Genomic DNA, 20,347 nt, shown 5'->3' with positions numbered 1-20,347 from the left:
GTGATACATCTAACAATACATCAACAACTTGCGAGTTTGCGGACGAGAACTAGCTAGGGGCGTGAACCCCTCACCCAACATCACTGTAGACCGCAGATCCGCGCTCCGCGTACAGCTTCTCGATTCTGCATTAGCGGGTGGGAGGCCCTGCATCGCTGACCTTCAGAGTGCGGTCGGTCCTTACCCCGGCACCGCCTGGAACAATAAGCCGAGGTCGATTTCGATCATTTCGCCAGCATCGAGCCTAGAGACGGTAGCGCGTACCTCGTCATCGCTCCAACCTTCCATGAAGCGCACGGCTGAAAGGGCAGCGTACTCTCGGCTAAGCTCCATGCTGATCCATTGACGACCTAGTTCTTCCGCGACCTGCCCCGTGGTGTTGGAGCCAGAGAAAATATCCAGGACCACGTCTTCCGGATCGGTGAGGAATTGGATAAAGAACCGCGGGAGCGCGCTGGGGAATCTCGCTGGGTGTCTGTCTCGCTTCAGCATCTTGCACAACCGCAGATAGCTCGAATTACTCTCCGTATTGGGAATCTGGAGCAGGTTCGATGGAATCGCGCCACCGTTGTCCTTGCCGAAGGCCTTCGCGATATCGTGCCCGGAAGGTCGCGCTTTGGGCCGGTAGTACTTTTCGGGGTTCTTGAGCAGCTTCTTCATACTCTCGGAATACGGCACTAGGACACGGGTGACATCCGCCTTCGGCTCTGCCGAACGCGAAAACCACCAGACCGTGTTTACCGAATCTTTGGCTCGGATCTTCCGCTTGTTGACCCATTCAATCGGCGACGGAAGCTTCGACGGATTGAACCAGAAGAACTCTTCTGCCAACTCGTAGCCGAGGCGATCGCAGAAGTCCAGCAGGACGCGGTAGTTGTAGAGCGACCGCACGGGTTTGCCGCGCTTGTAGGCTCCGCCGAGGTCGAGAACGAAGCTGCCACTGTCTTTCAGCACACGGAGAGCAGCTTCTCCAAACCGCCCCAGCCATTCGACGTACTCGTCCTGCCTTTTGTTGCCGTAAGCCTTCTGCCGCAACAGCGCAAAGGGCGGGCTGGTCATGACCAAGTCCACCGATTCTTCCGGCAGGTGCCTGAGCAGCTCCGCGCTGTCCCCGCAGAGCTGGAGACCGCGGGGCGTCCGATACACCTGTTTGTCGCTCGGAAGGTCCAGCTTCATCGTCCACCATCCGCATCTGGGAAGTTCGCATCCGGCTGCAGTTCCCACCGCTCCGCTATCCAGCTCTCGACGAACGACCAAAGCAGCGTAATCGCGTAGTGGAGCTCCGGTGCCGTTTTCTGGAGATCCGCAACCGGGCCCGCCAACCGTTCTCTAGGCAGGTGACCAGCCAACCACACGGTCCATACGGAGGGATTCCCGCTGGCAAGCTGCGCCGTCAGCTCTCCGATAGTCCCGTCCGATAGCGCGCCATGCTGGCGCAGCGCCTCGGCACATCCCGCCGCTATCGCTGGATCCACCTCCTGCAGCCCGGAAAGGAGTAAGGGTACCGCATCTGAGTCTAGGCTGACGATACCCTCCAGAGCCTCTTCGCGGAGGTCTTGATCCACATCCCCGAACGCCCGCACGAGGCGTGAGGACGCTTTCGAACCGCCGATGCGACTCAAGGACCAAGCCGCCGCGCTACGGGCGAAGTACGGATGCTGGTCATCGTCCAGGATCGCGCTCAGCATCCTCACGCACTCATCGGTGCCAGCTTCCCCCAACGAAATCACGGCCTCGAGCCGGATCTGCTGATCGGGGCTCGCCAGGTACGGCGCGAAAAGGTCCTCCGCGCTCGCGCCACGAACGGCGACGAGGTACGCTGCCGCCTCCAATCGGATGTACATGTCCTCTTCATCATCGCGCTCAAGATTCGCAACGGTCCTCCAAACGGAGTCGTTCCGTCGGAGCCTCGAGAGCTTCACTCCGGTGAACCGTTGGGTTCGCTCGCGGGACGCCAGAAGCTGCAAGAGGTGCCCCTCAGGCCACACACCGGGGCAGCGCAGGTCGTCGTCCTTCTCCGGCGTGACTCTCGACGCGAGGATCTGATTGCGCGCGATTTCGTCGCCAGGGGCTACGGTGATTCGGAGCTCGTCGGGAACCGTCCGAGTGTAACGATGTCCATCGCTGGCTCGCACAGTCGTGATCTTCTGACCCGCGACCGATTCTACGAAGCCGTCTCGGCTGGAGAACCACGCCTTCCACGTGACGCTGGTCTCCGATCCTTCGGTGACGCCCTTGGTTGTCTCACCGTCCTGCGGCACGGCCCTGAACTGCGCGACGCGCACGTAGTTCACCGAGCCTTCAGCCTGCCACCGGATCCAGTTGCGTTCGTGCCAATAGGAGACCGGCTCCTGCAGCCGACCGGCGCTCCACTGTTCGTCCTCGCCTGCCTTGCACACCGGGAAGGCGATTACGTCGGCGTTCACCATACCGAAATCCCACGCACGCTCATGGTCCGCGGAGCTATGGGACATCGACAAGTCGGGCCGCGTCTTCGCGCGGCTCTCGATGCGAAGCCCGCACCGCTCGCAAACGAGGTCGGGGATACGGACGCGCTTGCGCTTGACATCTTTCCAGAGCTTCGTGTCCATCGCGCCGCGTTCGAGCTCGACGACCTGGTGTCCCATCCGCTCCAGATCCTGCGCCACGTGTCGGCTGCCGACCGCACCGAGGGCAATCTTCCGAAAGAAGCTGGCATCAGGCTTGAGGGCGAGCGGTGGCATGGTGGAATCTAACCCGAGGGACCAGGGCCAGCGAACGCGGAGGCGATCGGCCACGTGACCCGCGGTGCCGTCTCTCGATTCGCACGCGGATCCCCATCGAGCGTCCGCTGGCAACGCCCCTGCCCCCCCTGCAACCGCCCGAATGATCACCTGCTGCACAGGCAAGAGCCCGACCCGCGCCCGAGGTCGGGCAGCAGGAAGTCTTGGGAAATCAATCAGTTCGACCCGTCGGAGCGCTATCCCAGGAAGCCCTCCTGGGGTCGTGACCCGAAATCGTGCGTTCATCATGGACCCTGACATGCTGGTTGCACAGGTGACGGTCTCGGCACCCGGGGAAGATGTCCTCGGAGCCTGACCGGCTGTAACACCAAGGTCCGCCGCGGTCTCAACTGCGCATCATCAGCGCCTTGCTACGCCCGAATTTCGTGACCTCCGCCGGCCTCTCCGACCGATAGCGTGGCTCCGCCTCCAGGCTCCTTCATTTGGGTGGTTGTGGCGGGCTCGTAAGGGTTCTGTTTGGTAATGATTTCCGATGTTGTCCGACCCTTTTCGGATACCGAGGGCAACGTCGGGGCGCAGCGCCGGGTTTCCGGCGTATCAACGTGTTGAAGCGGAGCATCGCTACGCCCGACCCGGACACAGCCGCTTCCGCCCGTGCCTGGCGAGGCGCCGACCGCACTAGCCGCCTGCCCCGCTGAACGTTCTACGCCGATACGTCTCCACTCCAAGGTATTCTCGCCTCTGACCGGCTGTAACTCTACGGTCCGCCTCAATCTCAACCGCGCATCATCAAGTTGCGACGGGGCATCTCTACGGCTCACCGGCGACGCCTCACGTCTTGAACATCGTCTCCGCACAAGCCCCGGTGAGAGCCGAACGGCGAACTGGCTCGGGATCGCCGAACCGGCGGAGAGACCCGAGGTTCTCCTCGGCGGGCGGTTGCGCCTCCGCCGGCGACCCGTCCGCGGAATGGCCGGACGCCTGGCCCGGGCCGAATCGCGACTGGGCGACGAGCGACAACTCGGTTTCGCGGGCGGAACGCCGGTCTCCTGACTGCCACCGTCCCTCCCGCGTTTGCGTCGCCTTGCCGCTTCAACCCCTTCTAAGAACCAAACAGCAGCCGGACGTTCCTTCCCAACTCCCACAAGTCCAGGCTGACTCCGAAGATGCCCGGTCGGATCTGCAGGATCCCGTCGAGCTCGAGTTGGCTTCGGCGGGCAATTCTGCGGGCGCGACGAAAGACGTCCTCATCGAACTCGGATGTGATCAGTCCCGCCAGGCGTTGAAGCGCCCGGCCCGTCTCGGCTTCGCGTCCATGCAAGGGAATCCTGATCTGGAGCCACGGATGCTGCTCCGGGTTGAACGTGTCGAAGTCGCGGTCGATCATCAGCAGGCTGGGTGTGGTCTGGATCCGCCGCCTCGCGCGTGCCGGCCAACGCTTGTTCAGAACCTGCCGTCGAGTGGCCTCGATGTCGCCGGCGAAGGGACGTACGAGCGCGGCTTCATCCTGCAGGTCGCGTCCGAAGCGCTCCAAGCTCGCATGCAGTGCCTTCGAGAACTCTTGTTGCTCTTGAACATAGTCTTCCACCAGCAGGAAGAAGAGGTATCTGTAGGAACCGCGTGTCCTGGACAGGTATGTGTGCGTGATCAACATGACAGGTGCCGGGGAATGGGATCTTGTCCCGTATGGTCGACGGGAGCATCGCGGGCTGTCAACAGTGGGGAGCCGCGTCGATCAACCCCTCCGCCGATACGTTGAGGAATCGCCACGTGCGACCGAATCCGACTCAGAAGCCCCCGACGCCCGGAAAGCGTCCGAAACGGTTCGCGTCGTGCACGGGGTCGGGCCACGCGCGGCCCGGTTGAAGTTGCCGGGGACGACATGGGTGTCTACCGTTCGGCAGACGACTAACGCAACGCCGTCCCCGGGGGGAACCATGGGCTCAAGTCTTGGCACTCGGATATCGAACGCTAGGGAGGACGTGGGCTTGAGTCTCCGCAAGCTCGCCGAGCTGGTAGGGAAGTCGCCAGCCTTCATCTCGGTGTTGGAGAACAGCGACCCCGCTCCGAAGGTCAGTGAAGAGACCCTGGTGGAGCTGGCAAGGGTACTGTCCTTGGACGTCGACGAGTTGCTCGGACTAGCTGGGCGCATGCCCGGCGATGCTTTCCCCGAATCGCGCCTGGATGTGGCGCTGTACAGGCGCGTTCACAGCCTTTCGGACTCCCGAAAGAAGAAACTACTACGGGATTTGGATAGCGACACGTGAGATACCCTTACCTATCAGACGACGACATCGAATGCGCCGCCGACGGCCTGTTGACTCAGGCTTTTGGGCGCAAAATCCCAGTTCCAGTTGACCTCGACACGGTGTTGTTTGACGTCCTTGCCGAGACGGAGCAACTGGCGTTCGACGACGAGAACGTCCTTGGCTACGAAGATGGCGACCAAATTCTGGGGCGGATGTGGCCTTTCCGGAATCAGATCGAAATCTGTGCCAGTCTGAAGACACCGCACAGCAAGGGGCGACTCAAGGGCAGATGCCGATTCACGGTGTGTCACGAAGTTGGCCACTGGAGACTGCATCGACCCCTCCACCTTCGGGCGCGCGCCGAGCGGTCAGACGGCTTGTTTGATACGGAGGACACCCAGTTTCACATGGTCAGCCTGAATCGCAACATCTTCTCCAACGTGAAGCCCCCGCCGGAAGAGGTGCAAGCGAACCGTTTCGCTGCTCACCTCCTGATACCCGGGTCCCTGCTGCGCCGTGAATTCCTGCGCCGTTTCGGGAAGTCGCAGGTCGTTACGGATCCGGGGAGTACAGCTTACGAAACGGCGAGCGAGCTGGCCTATCGAACGACCCGCGGTATCTCGACCTCGCTCTGCGATGCCTTCGAAGTGTCCCGCCAAGCGATGGCGATCGCACTGAAATCGAGGGGGTACGTGACGGACGAGCCCACGTTCTTGCGAGGCCGTCCATAGCATGTAGCTAGCCAGTAACGGCGCAAGCCCACGGCCAGTGGTCAGACTTGTGGCGATTGTTCTGCCACTGGAGTGGCTGGAGATTGGATAGGTCGTCGCTACCTCCCTTGGCGACGGGCCATACGTGATCTACTTCCCAGCCGAATGGGGATCCGGTGTTTCCGTGCAGGTGGCGGTGCATCAAGGCGCCACATTCGTCTCTGCGATAGAGCCTTGGGTCGCTGTGCGGAACCGGTATGCCCTTCTGCCAGACTGCCTCGACCATTGCTGGCGAAAAGCCGTGGCCGTGTCGGGTGGTGTTTGGTTGTCTCAACACTGCAAATTCCTCCTAGCCAAGCTAACGGGAAGCATGAGAACGACGGAGCCGGCGATTCGTCTTCGTACGGCCTGACCGCGCCGTGGGTAGGTCCCAATTGTCGCCGCGGGCGAAGCGGCTTCCGTTCGATATAGCACAGTCGGTGCAGCGCGGTTGACGCTCGGTCGGGGTTCTGTTCAGCAGCCGGTTTTCGCGCGGGTAATGCCGCAGGTGACGTCTCAGCCGTTCGGCGTTCCGGGGGTGTAGCCCTGTCCACGCGAAGAGAAAATCATTCACTGCCAAACCGACCCCGACGCTGTTCAACGTCACAACGCTCGCTGCTGGCGCGCCGTCGATATACTCCTGCCCTCTACGTTCGTCTTCTGACATCGCTTCCAGTTGCAACTTCCGACCATCGATCAGGCCGGCGCACCAGAAGCAGCCGAAGTCCGGGATCACGGGCCGAACGTTCACGAACACATCGTCGATTTCATCCGTGTCGTTGTTGTGCTGGACCTTCGTGCCGATCTGAACCCCCGGAATCAGGAACTGATGGACGAGGGCGTTGAAGACACAGCGCGCTTGGTGAGTGTCGGCGGCGAGGAAAATATAATCGCAGTCGCGGAATCGCTGGGCCGTGGCGTCGTCAACGATGTCGCTGGGCGAGCAGTCGACAGCAACACGCGGACGCGCACGCTTCGCTACACGGCGTGAGATCTTGACCTTGTGCGTTGCGAGACGTCGACCGATGCGTTCCAGCCGGCCACCGTACCTGGTCAGGAAGGTTCGCGCCTGGAAGCGCGTGGCGCCGAGTACACGAGGAAGATTGGTGGCCTCGATGCGATCCGGGTCGGCAACCACGATCTCACCGACCCCGAGGTGCGCCAGATTCGCGACGACCCACGACCCGACGCCCCCGACGCCGATGACGCCGACCTTCGTGCTGCAGAGTAGCTCCTGTCCATGGTCGCTCAAGAGCCGAGCCTGGCGATCGTAGATCGATTCAGCGTGGGCAGGAGCCTTCCTGGGCGAGGGGTACAGCCGTTCAATGGACCGGCCCGTTACACGGCCTTCTCGAAGCGGGATTCGATCCCCGATTCGGATCCAGAGTTCGCCCGCAACTGCGCGCTCGGCGAACACCAGAGCTCCAACGGGTGGTCCGTTAACGATGTCCAGAAGCGCAGGGTATCCTCGCTGGTGAGATGCGAGGTCCGTGTCGCTGAAACGCACGGAGTCCACGCCTTCGTGGTTGTGTACGGCAAGGTAGGCGAGACCCTGGTCCCGGCAGTGACGAGCGTGATGGGCCACGAAACGGGCCGTTAGCATGCGGTAGCCGGTCCGTCCTGCCACGTAATCGATGCCATCTCTCGCTATGAACAGTTCCCGGGCAAGCAAACGGAGGCCGCGGGGGGTATCCACGACACCTGCCGACAGGACGGCGCCGTGCTCGTCGCCATCGGAGAAGAGATGCAGGAAGAGATCTCTGCTGAGCTGTTCGGGGAGGACCAGGTCGAAGGATCTGCTCATGGGCGCTGCTCGAGCCAGACCAGAACTCGACGGAGTTTCGTCAGCGCAGTGTCTTCGCGGGCATCGCGACGCTTGCTGACCCGGGAGAGCATTAGGGACGCGCGGCCTTCGAAGGTCTTGTCGGGGTGGAATCCCTTCCCGGAGATCGGTCTGCCATCCTTCCGCGCCAGATCCGGTCGGACATGGTGTGGGTAGACTTCCGCTGCCGGATACTGGAATCCGATACGAAAGCCCACCCACGTGCCGGCTTGTACGAAGATCTCCGGATTCAGCGGCACATCTTCAATCGTCACGAATGCGCCGCCTTGGGAGTCTGCCCTCCAGCTGATCTTGGAATCCGGAAACGCATCTTCCAGTTCACGGATCGCTGCGACCACGCTCGGGGCCAGTTCCTCACTGGTCATGCGTTGTCGTCGCCGTCGGCCGCCGTGAACTTGTCGTCGTCGTGAAGGTCGATCTTTTCATCGTCCGCGATCTCAACCGCCTCGTCACCCTGTTCCCGCTCCAGGATGAAATCCAGTTCGATCGGGATGCCGGCATCCACCGCAGCCTGCTTGATCTCGAGGCCTGTGGCTGGAGAGTGGATCTTCACGCGGTGGTTGTTCACGGTGATCTCGACGGGTCCCTTATTCAGCACCTGTGCTGCCATTTTCGGCTCCCTGTGGCTATCGGCTCGATGAGTCCTGACGCGTAGCCGGTTACGCCGGCGCGTCTACGGTTCAGTAAACAGTAATCTTCATCGCCCGATTGATCAAGCCCCGAGGGAAACTCCGCTAAGCACTGACGGTCGGGTCGCGAGCTACGGCGCCCGCCACCTCCCGCGGCGCAGCAACTCACCGCTCCCCGGCCCGGCCCGAATCTCCCCGTTCTCGTACACCACCTCGCCTCGGCGCAGCGTCATCACGGGCCAGCCGGTGACTTCCCACCCCGAGTAGACCGAGAAGCCGGCGCCGGAGAGCATGTCCCCGTCGCGGATGGTGCGCGTCTCGTCCGGGTCCCAGAGGACGATGTCAGCGTCGGAGCCCGCCGCGACCGTGCCCTTGCGCGGGTAGAGGCCGAAGAGCTTGGCGGCGTTGGTCGAGGTCACGGCCACGAAGCGCTCCTCGGAGATGCGTCCCTGGACGACGCCCTCGGAATAGAGCATCGGCCGTACCACCTGGAGGTTGCTCAGGCCGGCGCGGTGCCGGCTGATGGTCTGCGACGGGTCCAGCTTCTCGTCGCGTCGATAGGCGACGTGGTCCGTGGCGAGGACGTGCACGGATCCGCTGGCGATGCCCGCCCACAGGGCGTCCTGATCGGCCTGCTCGCGAAGCGGCGGCTGTCCCACGTAGAGCCCGCGGTCGGGGCCCTCGAAGCGCTCGCGCGTGAAGTGGAGGTAGATGGGGCGGGTCTCGACGAAGACGTTGAGCCCGCGGTCGCGGGCATCCTGCAGCACCCGCAGTGCGCCCGCGGAGGAGACGTGGACCGCGTAGATGGGCGCCCCGGTGGCCTCGGCCATGGCGACCGCGCGCTGGGTGGCGACGACTTCGCCGACCACGGGCCGGCTGTCCGGGAAGTACTCGAGCGAGGTGCGTCCGGCGGCGGTGAGTTGGGCCACCGCGCGGGCGAGGATGGGCCCGTCCTCGCAGTGCACCATGCTCAGCATGCCGGCGCGCCCGGCCGCGTCCATGGTCGCCATGTAGTCGGGCACGTCGGCGTCGAACACGGTCCGCACCATGAAGATCTTGGTGCTGGTCTGGCCGGTTTCGGCGGCCAGGGTGGTCACCTGGCCTTCCTGGGTCGCGGGGTCGTTGATGCCCGCGTGCAGGATGACGTCCGCGATCGCCTGCTCACGGATGAGCGCCGTCTCGCGCTCGATCGCCTGGGCGAGCGTCCGCCCCTCGGCCGGGAAGGCGAAGTTCGAGATGGTGGTGATGCCTCCCGCGAGCGCCGCCTGCGACCCGGTGCGGTAATCGTCGCGGGTGCGTCCCCCCAGGTGGACGTGCGGATCCACCCCGCCCGGCATGACCAGCAGCCCGGTGGCATCGATCTCGCGGGCGCCGGCCCCCGCGGCCAGTCCGGTCCCGATCTCGACGATGGTCCCGTCCCGCACCCGCACGTCCGCGTCGAACCGTCCCTCCGAGGTGACCACGGTGCCCCCGCTGATGAGGATCTCCTGGAGGATCGTGGCGGCTTCGACCGCGGTGGCCTCGGCCGGGCCGGGCGCGGCCAGCGTCGCGAGGAGCACGGCGGCCGCCGCGGCGGCGGCGTGGAGCGGGTGGGCGGCGAAGTCCTTCGAGGCGGCCATGGGATCCTCCGGGCGGCGGGCGGCGCTGATGGACATTACTCTTCCGCGTGACGTACCGCACCGGAATCGAGGATTGCAATGCCCCAGCCCCAGAACTACGCGAACCACGCCAGGCGCCCCCCACCGCTGTTCCTCGCGGGCGCCTTTCTCTCAACGGCCGCGACCCTCGGCGTCGGAATCCTGCTCGTCGTGGACTTCAGCGCGGGAACCCTGGCCCTGTTCGTGGTCGCCGCCTGCACCGCGATCGCCCTTCTCTCCGCGCGGCGCTTCGCAACGGGCGTTCAGGATCGGGTGATCCGCCTGGAGGAGCGCCTCCGCCTGGAGAGGCTTCTGCCGGACGACCTGAAGGGCGACATCGGGCAGCTGACGACGGACCAGCTCATCGCCCTCCGCTTCGCCTCCGACGCGGAACTGCCCGGATTGGTACGCCGGGTCCTCGCGGGCGAACTGACGAGCCGGGACTCCATCAAACAGGCCGTCGAAGACTGGCGCCCCGACCACCAGCGCATCTGAGATGAAGATCTTGCGGGAAGGAGATCGCGGGTACGCCCCGGCGCCGGAACGCGGGCGAGTCGAGATCGTGTATGAGTACCGAACGGTCGAACTCGCGGAGTCGAAGGCGCACATTGCCATGAGGGGCACCGGAGCCACATGTATCCGCAAGGGATCTCGTCGTGACCGGGCTTGAGAAAGCGGTGAAGGGCGAGATTTCGGATTACAGCTGCCGCGGCCGGGGTTCCTCGGTGCGCGGGGCGATGGGCCACGCGCCCGCGACGTCCGGGGAGAGAAGCCATGATCCGTAGGATCCAAGCCTTGAACTACCGATGCCTGCGGTACGTTGACGTGTCGCTTGATCGCTTCCACATGCTCATCGGTCCCAACGCCAGCGGGAAGAGCACGCTCTTTGATGCGCTCACGTTCCTCGGGGATCTGGTTCGCGACGGACTGGAGTCGGCCGTCGGAGAACGGACATCGAACTTCCAGGATCTGGTATGGGGGCGTCCGTCAGGGGACATCGGGTTCGAGTTGGCGATCGAGTTGGATGTCCCCGCGAATCTCCGCGAAAGGCTTCCGGCGGAGAAGGATTTCCGCAACTTCCGCTATGAGATCGCAATCCAGGGGGACGACAAGGGCGTTCGCATCACGTCCGAGCGCGCCCTGCTGATGCCTGCGCAGAAGTCCGTGCCACCGGCGCAAAAGAAGTTGTTCCCCGACCCTCTCACGCCACCCCCCAGCATACTGTTGGGCAGAGGGAGGCGCGGTACGAGGTCAGTGGCGAGCAAGTCGCTGCGCGGGACCGACAGCTACTACGTCGAGACGGACCCCGAGGCGGGGAAGGGGTGGGTCACGACGATCGCCTTCGGTCCCTACCGCTCCACCTTGGGCAACCTGCCGGAATCGCCCGAGAAGTTCCCAGTGGCCACGTACGTGAAGCGCAAGCTTGAAGCTGGAATCAAGCCCGTCTTCCTGGACACGGTTGCCATGCGACGCGCCAGCCCACCCGAATTCGGTACGAACGGGTTCGCCGTCGATGGGTCCAACCTGCCCTGGGTCATCAAGCGTCTCCGCGAACGCCACCCAGCCGACTACAAGGAATGGCTGGGCCACGTGCGAACCATTCTGGCCGATCTGGAGGATGTCTCCGTGGTCGTGCGCTCCGAGGACCGTCACGCGTATCTCATGCTCCAATACGATACAGGAATGGAGGTCCCGTCATGGACGGCATCCGACGGTACGTTGCGGCTGCTGGCCTTGACCCTTCTCGCGTACATACCCGGTGACGGCGAGATATACCTCCTGGAAGAACCGGAAAACGGCGTTCATCCCCTTGCCCTGGAGGGAATTCGCGATTCGCTGTCGTCCGCTTACGACGCACAGGTGCTCGTCACTACGCACTCTCCGTCGCTCCTCGCGCTCGTGGAACCACACGAGATTCTCTGCTTCGACAAGAATGCCGAAGGGGCGAGCGATGTCGTCGTCGGCAGCGAACACCCGCTCCTCCGAAATTGGCAAGGCTCGATCGACAAGACCGTTCTGTTCGCCAAAGGGGTGATCGGGTGACCGTGGAGCCGGGCACCGGTGGGCTGATCGTGGTGGCTGCGGATCGAGATACCGAGGAGACCCTCACGGAGCTGTTTGCCCGCCCGGAAGCTCTGGGAGTATCGCGGTTCCAGTACGATATCCGGCGGCATCCAGGCCGCGATCCCGGGTGCCGGGTTTACGCCACCGAGTTTCTCCGGCCCTTTAGTCACCGATTCGATCATGCCCTCGTGGTTTTTGACCGCCACGGTTGCGGAGATCCCGGGTCACGGGAGGACATCGAGGCGGGTGTCGAGCACGGGCTCCGCCTGAGCGGATGGGAGGACCGGGGAAGGGCGGTCGTGATCGATCCGGAACTTGAGACGTGGGTCTGGTCCGATTCACCCGCCGTCCGCACCGCGCTTGGTTGGACGGGCGGACATCAAGCGCTCCGCGCCTGGTTGGCTGCCGAGAAACTCTGGGACCCTGGGACGGCCAAGCCCCATGATCCGAAGGCCGCTATGCTCAAGTGCTTGCGGGAAGCACGGCGAAAGCGCTCGGCCCGAATCTTCGGTGAGATCGCCGCGGGCACCTCTCTCGCAGGATGCCGCGACCCCGCGTTTCGCAAAATCAGGACCGCTTTACGAGAGTGGTATCCCGCGCGTAGCTAATCGCCGATCCGGGGCCGAGCGCATCTGAACAGCGAACCCTCCCCGGGAACCGCTCCGGGGAGGGTGTTCGGGACTTGCCGCGACGGGTTGAGCCCTGCTGCTTAGTGGGCGTGCACGTGCACGTGGAGGGGTGCGGTGACGAAGTCCGCGTGCCCCGATCCGACGGCCCCGTGCATGAGGCTGAAGGTGACCTCGGTGTCGCCCTCCATCCCTCCGTGCAGGTGTCCCCCGAACTCGCCGGGAGAGTCCTGCTCGAACTCGGCGATGGACTCGTTCGCGACGTCCACCCGCAGGTAGAAGTCACTGCCGAGCGTCACTGCGTGCCCGTCGTGGTCTGTGAACTGCACGCTGATGTGGGCCGTTTCCTCGCCCGGCTCGACCTCGAGTTCTCCGGTCCACGCTCCGTCGTGTCCGTCATAGGACGCGATGGTCTGGCCGCTCAGCGACAGAACCACGCCCTCGACTTCTTCGGCGTGATCCTCGTGGTCGTCCATGGGGTCCATGGGGTCGTCGCCGCCGCAGGCGCCAAGGACCAGCAGTCCCGCGGTCGCCAAGACGAGTGGCAGTTTCGATTGAAGATGTCTCACGTTTTCACCTCGTTCCGTTATTGGATCTGCCCGCCTCGGACATGATCTCGACGGTAACGATAACCCCATATCAATAACGGTCAAGCAGGCCGCCGCGAGGCATCCCCTTGAGCCTCGGGCGTTCGACGGCGACGGGAACGCCCAAACGGCACTCAGGTACGACATCGGATCCGGCTACACCCGGCTGTGGTCACAATGAGATCGGGATATGAAACAGCTCACCGTTAGAGGCCTGGGGGACGATCTGACCGGGGCGATTCGCCGCTTGGCGAACCGCGACGGCACATCGCTCAACCGAGCCGCCGTCAAACTGCTGCGCCGGGGGGCGGGGCTGGAGGGCGGACAGGCGGCGGACGCGGTCGGGTCGTCGCTGGATTGTTTCATCGGCTCCTGGAGCGACGCGGAGGCGGACGAGATCGAACGGGCGCTCAGGCACTTCGAGACGATCGACGAGGCGATGCGGGAGTGAATCGCGGCGGCCCTGCGAGCGAAGGGCCGCCCGATCCCCACCAACGATATCTGGATCGCCGATCTCAGAAGTCGTAGCGCAGCCGCAACAGGGCCAGCCTTCCGAGTTCCGGCGCCCCCACGAACTCCCGGTGCAGGTTGTTGAGCAGGTTGTACACCGTCAGTTCGAGGCGTGCGTTCGGCTGGAAGGGAAGCTGATAGCCGGCCGTCAGGTCCAGGACGTGGTAGGCGTCCACGGCCCCGGCGAACACGCCCGACCTCATGTCGAAACCATCGGTGAAGCGCCAGCGCCCGTCGAGCACGAATCCGCGGGCGCGGTCGGTGAACGCGAACCCCACGGAGCCCTTGTGGCTCGGGGCATTGAGCGCCAGGTCGTCGCTTCCGGGGCAGTCCCCGTCCTCGTCAAAGTCGAAGCACTCCCTGCTCTGGAAGGAGTAGGCGGCGGTCAGGCTGACCCGGTCGGAGACGATGAACTGGGTGGAGAAGTCGGCGCCCCAGTAGCTGGCCGAGCCGAAGTTGCGCGAAGCCAGCAGCAGGTCCGGCGCGTCGAACTGGTCCGGAGTGACGGCGCCGACCGGGACTTCGGCGAGACCGGCGGCCAGTTCGGCGATCTGTTCGGTCGTGACATGCCCGGCCTGCACCAGCGGCCCGAGACGGCTCGCCAGGAACGCGCCCGTGGAGGCCGGGTCGAGGAAGACGTTGGGGGATTCGACCTTCAGCGCGCCGACGAAATTCTCGACGTTGGCGAAATACACGTCGACGGCCAGCCGTACGCGGTTCCGGATCAATCCCTTGTACCCCGCCTCGATGCTGTTGAAGACGGTCGGGACGAGTTCGGGCAGTTCGACGGGCCCGGAGTCGAGGGGGAATACGTCTCCACCGGCCGGTCCGAGCGCATCGGTGTTGAGACGCCGGAAGACCGTGCCCAGCGCGGGATCGGTGGGGCGCATGCCGGGCCCCAGCAGCAAGGGCCGCAGCGTCGCGGGCGCGAACTGTTCGATCAGCGCGTCCCAGAACAGCGCGGCGTTGGCGGGGAGCTGGCCCGGGAGGAACGGGGACCGCATGCAGTGGTCCATGAGTCCCCCCTGGCACCGGTCCGAAAAGGTGAGTCCCCCGGAAGGGACGCCGTGCGCACGCAGCGTGTATCCGACGCCGGGCGCGATCGGGAGCCTGCCGGTGGGGATGTCCAGGAACATGGCGGACGTCGAGGGCGTCGCGTACGCCTGGTTGTAGTTGAGGCGCAGGTTGTGGCCCTCCGCGGGACGGAACACGAGCGCCGCCCGGGGCGACAGGTTGACGTCCGTCAGGCGGTTGTGGTGGTCGACCCGCAGTGCGGTCACCAGGTCGAACCGGTCGCCCAGACCCGTCTCGGAGTGCAGATAGGCGCCGGTCTCGACCAGCAGATCGTCGTCCTCGTTGCGGCCGTAGATCGTGCCCTCGGAGCGCGGTTCGGTGCGCTGCCAGTCGAACCCGTAGGTGAAGCGCTGCCGGGCGCCCCAGTCGAACCCGTGCTGCACCTGGGCCGCCATGGTGCGCGACCGGTCGACGATCAGCTCCCCGCTCCGCAGCAGATAGCTGTTGTCCCCCGAGTGCGTCTGGTTGAGAAAGAACTGGGCGAACAGCCGGCCCTTGAGCAGCCGCGCCTGCCCGTAGCGGTACTGCCAGTCGTGCGTCTGCGCGGACCCGACGCTGGTGAGGTTAATGCTGCTCAGCGAGTTGTTGAGACCGCCCGACAGGATGAACTCGCCGTCATCGGAGAACCGGAAGTCGGTGCGGACGTCCGCGAAGTAGCGCTCGTTGACGGGGTCGCGCACGCCGATGCGCGGATGGCCGGGACTGGCCTCGCGCGCCGCCACCTCCCAGGGGTCCACGTACTCCCAGTCGTTCCCCCGCAGGTACTGGCCGGACACCTTGATTCCGAAGCGCTCCGACACGGCGTTCGCGCTCCGGAAGAGCATCTGGAATACGGACCGCTCCCCGCCGGCCATCGACACCGTCGTGCCCGGCCTGTCGATCGGCGAGGACGTGATGATGTGCATGACGCCCTCGGCCGCGTTGGGACCGTAGAGCGCCGCCCCCGGTCCGCGCGCCAGTTCGATCCGCTCGATGTCCATGTCGGTGGTGGGGATCATGTTGATGGCGTTGATCCTCAGCGCCGGGATGCGCGCGTAGCGGTTGTCCACGATGCTGAGCAACCGTCCGGACGAGACGTTGTTGAATCCCCGCACCACCATGTAGCTCTGCGTGAGCCCCGTGCTCGCGAGGTCGACCCCGGGCAGCGTCCTGACATGATCCGCGGGTGTGGGCGCGATCATCCGGGAGATCTGCTCGCCGGTGAGCGTCGAGACCGAGGCCGGGGCGTCGAGTTCCTTCTCCTCGCGGCGCGATGCGGTGACGACCAGCGGGTTCAGCGCAAGCGCGCGGGAGCGGAGTTCGACCGTGACGGTTTCCGTTTCCCCCGCCTCGACGCTGACGCCGTCAATGCGGGCCGTCTCGTAGCCGATCCGCGTCACGAGGATGGAGTAGGTGCCGGCCGCGACCGTGATCTGAAAGGCGCCGGACTCGTCGGCGACGACCGGGCCCGATGGCTGGCCGAGCACCGCGACGGCGGCGTTGCTCACGGGGCTGCCGGTCTCCAGGTCGGTCACCCGGCCCGTGATGCCGGCCTGCTGGGCGATGACCTGCATGGGGCTCAGCATCGCCACAGCCAGGATGGCGAATGTCGTGTGGTACTGGCTTCGACTCTGCATGGCCGGCTCCCTGGTTGTTGCCGCGATCGTCGATCCCTGCGCTCCCGCCATCCTGTAAGATAGCAGAAACGCCAGCCCCGGTAGAGCCTGGACCTGGCCGTCCGCAGGGTCCGTTGAGCGTCGGGCTTCAGCCCGCCGGCGCCAGCTGCCAGACGAGCGGGAGCACGGTCAGGACCACCGCCATGACCAGGATGAACAGCGGGAATCCGGCCTTGATGAAATCAACGAACCGATATCCCCCGAACCCCATCACCAGCAGGTTCACCGGATGTCCCACCGGGCTCATGAAGGCGCAGGAACTCGCCACCGCCACCGTCATCATGAGCGCGTGGGGCGAGAGCCCTTCACTGACGGCCGTGCTGAGTGCGATGGGCGACATGAGCACCGCCACCGCCGCCGTCGGCATCATTTGAGCGGACAGCGCGGTGATCAGGAAGAGTCCCGCCACCACCGCCAGCGGACCGAAGTCCGCGAGCGATCCCAGCACCGCCTCGGCCACCAGCGCGGCGGTTCCGGACTCCTGCATCGCCATTCCCAGGCTGAGCATCCCAGCGATCAGGACCACCGCTTTCATCTCGATACACCGATAGGCCTCTTCGATGTTGAGGCACCCCGTCAGCACCATCGCGACCGCCCCGATCGGCGCCGCGATGAAGATCGGCAGCAGGCCCGAGACCACCGACGTCAGGACGCCTGCCATGATGACGGCGCTGACCGGCGCCTTCCGGCTTCGCACCACCTCCGCCGCTTCCTCGGTCATGACGAGGAAGTCCGGGTGTTCCGCCAGGAGCGCAAGCTTGTTCCTGTCGCCGTGAAGCAGGAACGCATCGCCCGGGAGCAGTTCCATTTTCGGGAGCCCGCTCCGGTAGATCTCTCCGTTCCGCCATATCGCAAGGATGGAAACGCCGAAGCTCTTGCGAAACTTGAGTTCCTCGATCGTCTTTCCCGCGAACGTCGTGCGCGGAGAAAGCGAAGCCTCCGCCAAGCCGATGGTGTCGGACTCCAACCGGCTGAAGTCCAGGGGACGATTGTCGCCCACCGTCAGTTCCTGGAGCCCCTCCAGGATCTCGAGGTCCTCGAACCGTCCCCGGAGGAGGAGGACGTCCCCTCCCTCGAGTCTTGTGTCCGGGTCCGGCATGAGCAGCTCCTCATGGGCCCGCAGGATGCCCACCACCGTCAGCCCGAACGCGTCGGCCAGCCGGGTTTCCGCGAGCAACTGACCGGCGAGCAGCGATTCTTCCGAGATTCTGACGCTCTGAATCCTGCGTTCCATCTGGTAGCGGGAGATCAGTTCTCCTGCCGGCACCGAATGGACCGTTCCGAGGGTCTTGTCCTCCTCCAGTGCGGCGAGGCGCCCGCTCTTCGCCGCAACCAGCAGGCGGTCCCCCGGAGCGAGCGTCATGAGCCGCAATCCCGTGCGGTGTGCCCGATCGCCGCGCAGAATCGCGAGGACGTGCAGGTGGCGGGTCCGGCGCAGATTCGCCTCGCGAACGGTCTGCCCGATCAGCGATGAATCTTCCGCCAGCTCCAGTTCCGCCACCTCGACGGAGGCATCGGTGATCCGCCCCAGAGTCCGGTCTCTGGACTCGATCTCCAGTTGCTTCCATGCGCGCAGAGCTTCGAACCTCTCGAGGGTTCCTTCGACCACCATCTCGTCTCCCCCGTTCAGGACGAAGTCCGTCCCGGGAGCGAGGATCATCTGTCCGCTTCGCTGCACGGCGACGACGTTCAGACCCAGGGCCTGGCCCAGGCGGCTTTGCTGCAGTGTCTTGCCCGCCAGGGTGGAATTCTCGGGGGCTCTCAGCATGCCGATCAGGCCGCGCAGGTCGTAAAGTCCGCCCAGATCCGCGGGCGTCGATTCCTTCTTCGGATCCCGGTCCGGAAACAGCCGCCGCCCCAGGAAGGTCATGTAGACGATTCCCGCGGCGAGCGCGGTCAGCCCGACGGGCGTGAACGAGAACATCCCGAACGGCTCGAACCCGCCATCCTGCAACGCCCCGTTCACGAGGATGTTCGGCGCCGTTCCGATCAGGGTCGTCATCCCGCCGAGCAGGGATCCGAAGGCGAGGGGCATGAGCAGCTTGGAGGGCGGCGTCCCGGTGCGGCGGGCCATGTCCAGTACGACCGGCAGCATGAGGGCGGTGATCCCGATGTCGTTCATGATGCCCGACAGGAGGCCGACCGTGGCCATCATCACCGCGGTGAGGCGGCCGACGCCATCGCCCGATGCCGCGAGCACGCGCTGGCCGATGAAATGGGCCACCCCGGTCCGCATGAGCGCGCCGCTCAGGACGAGCACCGAAGCGATGGTGATGACGGCTTCGTTGGCGAAGCCCATGATGGCCTCTTCGCCGTCGAGGATGCCGGTCACCACGAGCCCCAGCATCACCATCAGCGCGACGAGATCCACCCGGATCTTCTCGGTGACGAACAGGACCACCGCGACCAGGAGAATCCCCCCGACGAGGAAGACCTCGAGGTTCATTCAGTCCTTTGCCTCCCGCTCGGAAACCGCTGGACAGCGTTGCAGGATCTCGGACTCGGTTCAGGCGGTCAAGCGTGGATGCCGGCGGGGACGGCGCCGTGGATGCCGGTGTGGATGCCGGCGTCCGTTCAGTTGCTTCCCGATGAACGTCGGTCGGACGAAGTAGCGGTAGGTCAGCAGGATCAGGCCGATTGCCGCGACCGAGACCAGCGTGAGCTTGACGATCCCGGGAAGGGGCACGCGCGCTAGGGGCAGAGGCAGCAGCATGACGAACGGCACGTGGACGATGTAGATCCAGTACGACGCGTCCGCCATGTACCGCCAGCGGGGGCTCGGCCTGTTCAGGTAGCGCAGGAACAGGCCGATGAGGCCATAGGCCATGAACCACATGGAAAGCGCGAGGAAGACGACGGCCGGCAGATGCTGCGCCTCGCCGCCCCCCGCGCACGTCCTGTCCGGTCTCGGGGGACAGCCGATCTCAAAGAAATGCCGGTACGCGAGGAAGCACAGAATCCCGGCGGCGAGGAGAACCCACGTGGGGCGCTTGAAACCTTCCAGCGCCTCGCGCCTGCGAAACAGCATCCACCCGAAGCCGAAGAACAGGCCGTACAGCGCCAACTGGCGCGGGGCGGGGAACGGGCCGGCGTAGTAGTCGATCGCCCACGACTCCATCCGGTAGAGGATGAGGCCCGCGGCCAGCATCAACACGGCGATGCCTCCCCGGTGCACCCAGCGCCCGCAGAGATCCAGCGCCCGGGCGCGCACGCCCGCGGGGATCCGCGCGGCCAGCGGGCGAAGCGCGCTCGCGACCACGCACAGGATCAACAGGTGGTAGAGGAACCACAGGTGCATGAACAGATGGTCCAGGGCCCTGTCCGAGGTCAGTTCGGCGAGGCTGTAGGCCGCGTTCGGCGGGGTGGCGCTGAACTGGGCGGCGAACGGCACGATGAAGAACATCGCGGCCGCCAGGACGGGCCAGGCCACCAGGAACGGCACCCCGATCCGGCTCCATCGATGCCTGAGGAACTCCCGGGTGCCGCGCGTCTCGACGAGGTACGCGGCAAAGAACCCCGCGATCGCGAAGAAGACGGGCAGGTGAAACACGCGGATGAAGATGATCATCCACCAGGAGAGCATGTCGGCCTGGGCGTCCCGGTACGGCCATTCGAAGAAGACGGTGGGCACGTAGCTCACCGCGGCGTGACGAACCACCCCGAGCAGCATCATGGATGCACGCAGCCGGTCGAGGGCGTGATATCGCGGAAGACTCCCGTGTGGCCGCGTCTCTGGCCGCGTCTGTGGCCGCGTCCCGGTCACGCGGAGCTACGCCGTGATCGCGACGCTGTGTGTCCGCCGGCCCAGGACGCGGATTCTGAAACGGACGGGCTGCATGGTGGGGAACGACCTCACGCGCAGCTCATGGTCGGGCGCGACCGGCTCCAGTACCAGCTCCCGCAGTATCGTCGCCATGGTGAGGCCGAGCTGGAGCGGGACGAGGCCGCTGCCGAGGCATTTGCAAACGGTCGCGCATCCTGCTGTGACCGTGTGACTTACG

The 20,347-nt window shown here is 65.0% G+C and carries 17 protein-coding genes and 1 pseudogene; 5 read left to right on the top strand and 13 right to left on the bottom strand.

Features of this window, described 5'->3' with window-relative positions; genetic code table 11:
• Positions 1 to 180: 180 nt before the first annotated feature.
• The 3 genes from RN743_RS04915 to RN743_RS04905 form a co-directional block, all read right to left on the bottom strand.
• Entirely contained in the window at positions 181 to 1,176 is a 996-nt protein-coding gene (locus RN743_RS04915) for a site-specific DNA-methyltransferase (protein WP_310776926.1), read from the bottom strand.
• On the bottom strand, positions 1,173 to 2,723 hold the full coding sequence (locus RN743_RS04910; RefSeq protein ID WP_310776923.1) for a HEAT repeat domain-containing protein: 1,551 nt from the start codon (positions 2,721 to 2,723) through the stop codon (positions 1,173 to 1,175). The genes RN743_RS04915 and RN743_RS04910 overlap by 4 nt, the downstream gene beginning before the upstream one ends.
• A gap of 1,102 nt (positions 2,724 to 3,825) precedes the next feature.
• Positions 3,826 to 4,377, bottom strand: a complete 552-nt coding sequence (locus RN743_RS04905; protein WP_310776921.1) for a hypothetical protein — start codon at positions 4,375 to 4,377, stop codon at positions 3,826 to 3,828.
• Between RN743_RS04905 and RN743_RS04900 the strand changes: the two genes are divergently transcribed.
• Positions 4,376 to 4,990 (top strand): helix-turn-helix transcriptional regulator, encoded by a 615-nt coding sequence (locus tag RN743_RS04900; RefSeq protein ID WP_310776929.1) that lies wholly within the window; start codon positions 4,376 to 4,378, stop codon positions 4,988 to 4,990. The two genes, RN743_RS04905 and RN743_RS04900, sit on opposite strands and share 2 nt — an antisense overlap.
• Positions 4,987 to 5,703: an ImmA/IrrE family metallo-endopeptidase gene (locus tag RN743_RS04895; protein ID WP_310776919.1), complete on the top strand. Its 717-nt coding sequence runs from the start codon at positions 4,987 to 4,989 to the stop codon at positions 5,701 to 5,703. The genes RN743_RS04900 and RN743_RS04895 overlap by 4 nt, the downstream gene beginning before the upstream one ends.
• A 7-nt stretch (positions 5,704 to 5,710) precedes the next feature.
• Here the strand turns inward: RN743_RS04895 and RN743_RS15980 are convergent, their stop codons facing one another.
• The 5 genes from RN743_RS15980 to RN743_RS04875 all read right to left on the bottom strand — a co-directional run bounded on the left by RN743_RS15980 (position 5,711) and on the right by RN743_RS04875 (position 9,848).
• The gene (locus RN743_RS15980; RefSeq protein ID WP_343218987.1) at positions 5,711 to 5,884 is read right to left on the bottom strand and encodes an HNH endonuclease signature motif containing protein; all 174 of its coding nucleotides are present in this window, start codon (positions 5,882 to 5,884) and stop codon (positions 5,711 to 5,713) included.
• Between the two features lie 156 nt (positions 5,885 to 6,040).
• Entirely contained in the window at positions 6,041 to 7,525 is a 1,485-nt protein-coding gene (locus RN743_RS04890; protein WP_310776918.1) for a ThiF family adenylyltransferase, read from the bottom strand.
• On the bottom strand, positions 7,522 to 7,929 hold the full coding sequence (locus tag RN743_RS04885; RefSeq protein WP_310776915.1) for a hypothetical protein: 408 nt from the start codon (positions 7,927 to 7,929) through the stop codon (positions 7,522 to 7,524). The genes RN743_RS04890 and RN743_RS04885 overlap by 4 nt, the downstream gene beginning before the upstream one ends.
• A complete protein-coding gene (locus tag RN743_RS04880) occupies positions 7,926 to 8,174 on the bottom strand; it encodes a multiubiquitin domain-containing protein (protein WP_310776912.1) in 249 nt (82 codons plus the stop codon). Before RN743_RS04880 ends, RN743_RS04885 begins: the two co-directional genes overlap by 4 nt.
• Positions 8,175 to 8,324: 150 nt before the next feature.
• Positions 8,325 to 9,848, bottom strand: a complete 1,524-nt coding sequence (locus tag RN743_RS04875; RefSeq protein WP_310776909.1) for an amidohydrolase family protein — start codon at positions 9,846 to 9,848, stop codon at positions 8,325 to 8,327.
• A gap of 42 nt (positions 9,849 to 9,890) precedes the next feature.
• On the opposite strand from RN743_RS04875, the gene RN743_RS04870 reads away from it, so the two are divergent.
• Positions 9,891 to 10,325 carry a DUF6526 family protein gene (locus RN743_RS04870; protein ID WP_310776907.1) on the top strand — a complete coding sequence of 145 codons (435 nt, stop codon included), beginning with the start codon at positions 9,891 to 9,893 and terminating at the stop codon, positions 10,323 to 10,325.
• A 279-nt stretch (positions 10,326 to 10,604) separates the two neighbouring features.
• Positions 10,605 to 11,873, top strand: a complete 1,269-nt coding sequence (locus RN743_RS04865) for an AAA family ATPase (protein WP_310776905.1) — start codon at positions 10,605 to 10,607, stop codon at positions 11,871 to 11,873.
• 730 nt (positions 11,874 to 12,603) lie between these two features.
• Here the strand turns inward: RN743_RS04865 and RN743_RS04860 are convergent.
• The gene (locus tag RN743_RS04860; RefSeq protein ID WP_310776902.1) at positions 12,604 to 13,089 is read right to left on the bottom strand and encodes a hypothetical protein; all 486 of its coding nucleotides are present in this window, start codon (positions 13,087 to 13,089) and stop codon (positions 12,604 to 12,606) included.
• 208 nt (positions 13,090 to 13,297) lie between these two features.
• On the opposite strand from RN743_RS04860, the gene RN743_RS04855 reads away from it, so the two are divergent.
• Positions 13,298 to 13,558: a hypothetical protein gene (locus RN743_RS04855; RefSeq protein ID WP_310776899.1), complete on the top strand. Its 261-nt coding sequence runs from the start codon at positions 13,298 to 13,300 to the stop codon at positions 13,556 to 13,558.
• Positions 13,559 to 13,622: 64 nt separating this feature from the next.
• Here the strand turns inward: RN743_RS04855 and RN743_RS04850 are convergent, their stop codons facing one another.
• From RN743_RS04850 to RN743_RS04835, 4 genes and pseudogenes are all read right to left on the bottom strand, one after another.
• A complete protein-coding gene (locus RN743_RS04850; RefSeq protein WP_310776897.1) occupies positions 13,623 to 16,307 on the bottom strand; it encodes a TonB-dependent receptor in 2,685 nt (894 codons plus the stop codon).
• Between the two features lie 127 nt (positions 16,308 to 16,434).
• The gene (locus RN743_RS04845) at positions 16,435 to 18,792 is read right to left on the bottom strand and encodes an SLC13 family permease (protein WP_310776893.1); all 2,358 of its coding nucleotides are present in this window, start codon (positions 18,790 to 18,792) and stop codon (positions 16,435 to 16,437) included.
• A gap of 60 nt (positions 18,793 to 18,852) precedes the next feature.
• Positions 18,853 to 20,109, bottom strand: a complete 1,257-nt coding sequence (locus RN743_RS04840) for an acyltransferase family protein (RefSeq protein WP_310776889.1) — start codon at positions 20,107 to 20,109, stop codon at positions 18,853 to 18,855.
• Positions 20,110 to 20,115: 6 nt separating this feature from the next.
• Positions 20,116 to 20,347: pseudogene (locus RN743_RS04835) on the bottom strand (hypothetical protein); the annotation flags it as partial.

The sequence above is a fragment of the Candidatus Palauibacter scopulicola genome (genome assembly GCF_947581915.1).
In the GTDB taxonomy this organism is placed as follows: domain Bacteria; phylum Gemmatimonadota; class Gemmatimonadetes; order Palauibacterales; family Palauibacteraceae; genus Palauibacter; species Palauibacter scopulicola.
This window is presented reverse-complemented; position numbering and strand designations above follow the sequence as displayed.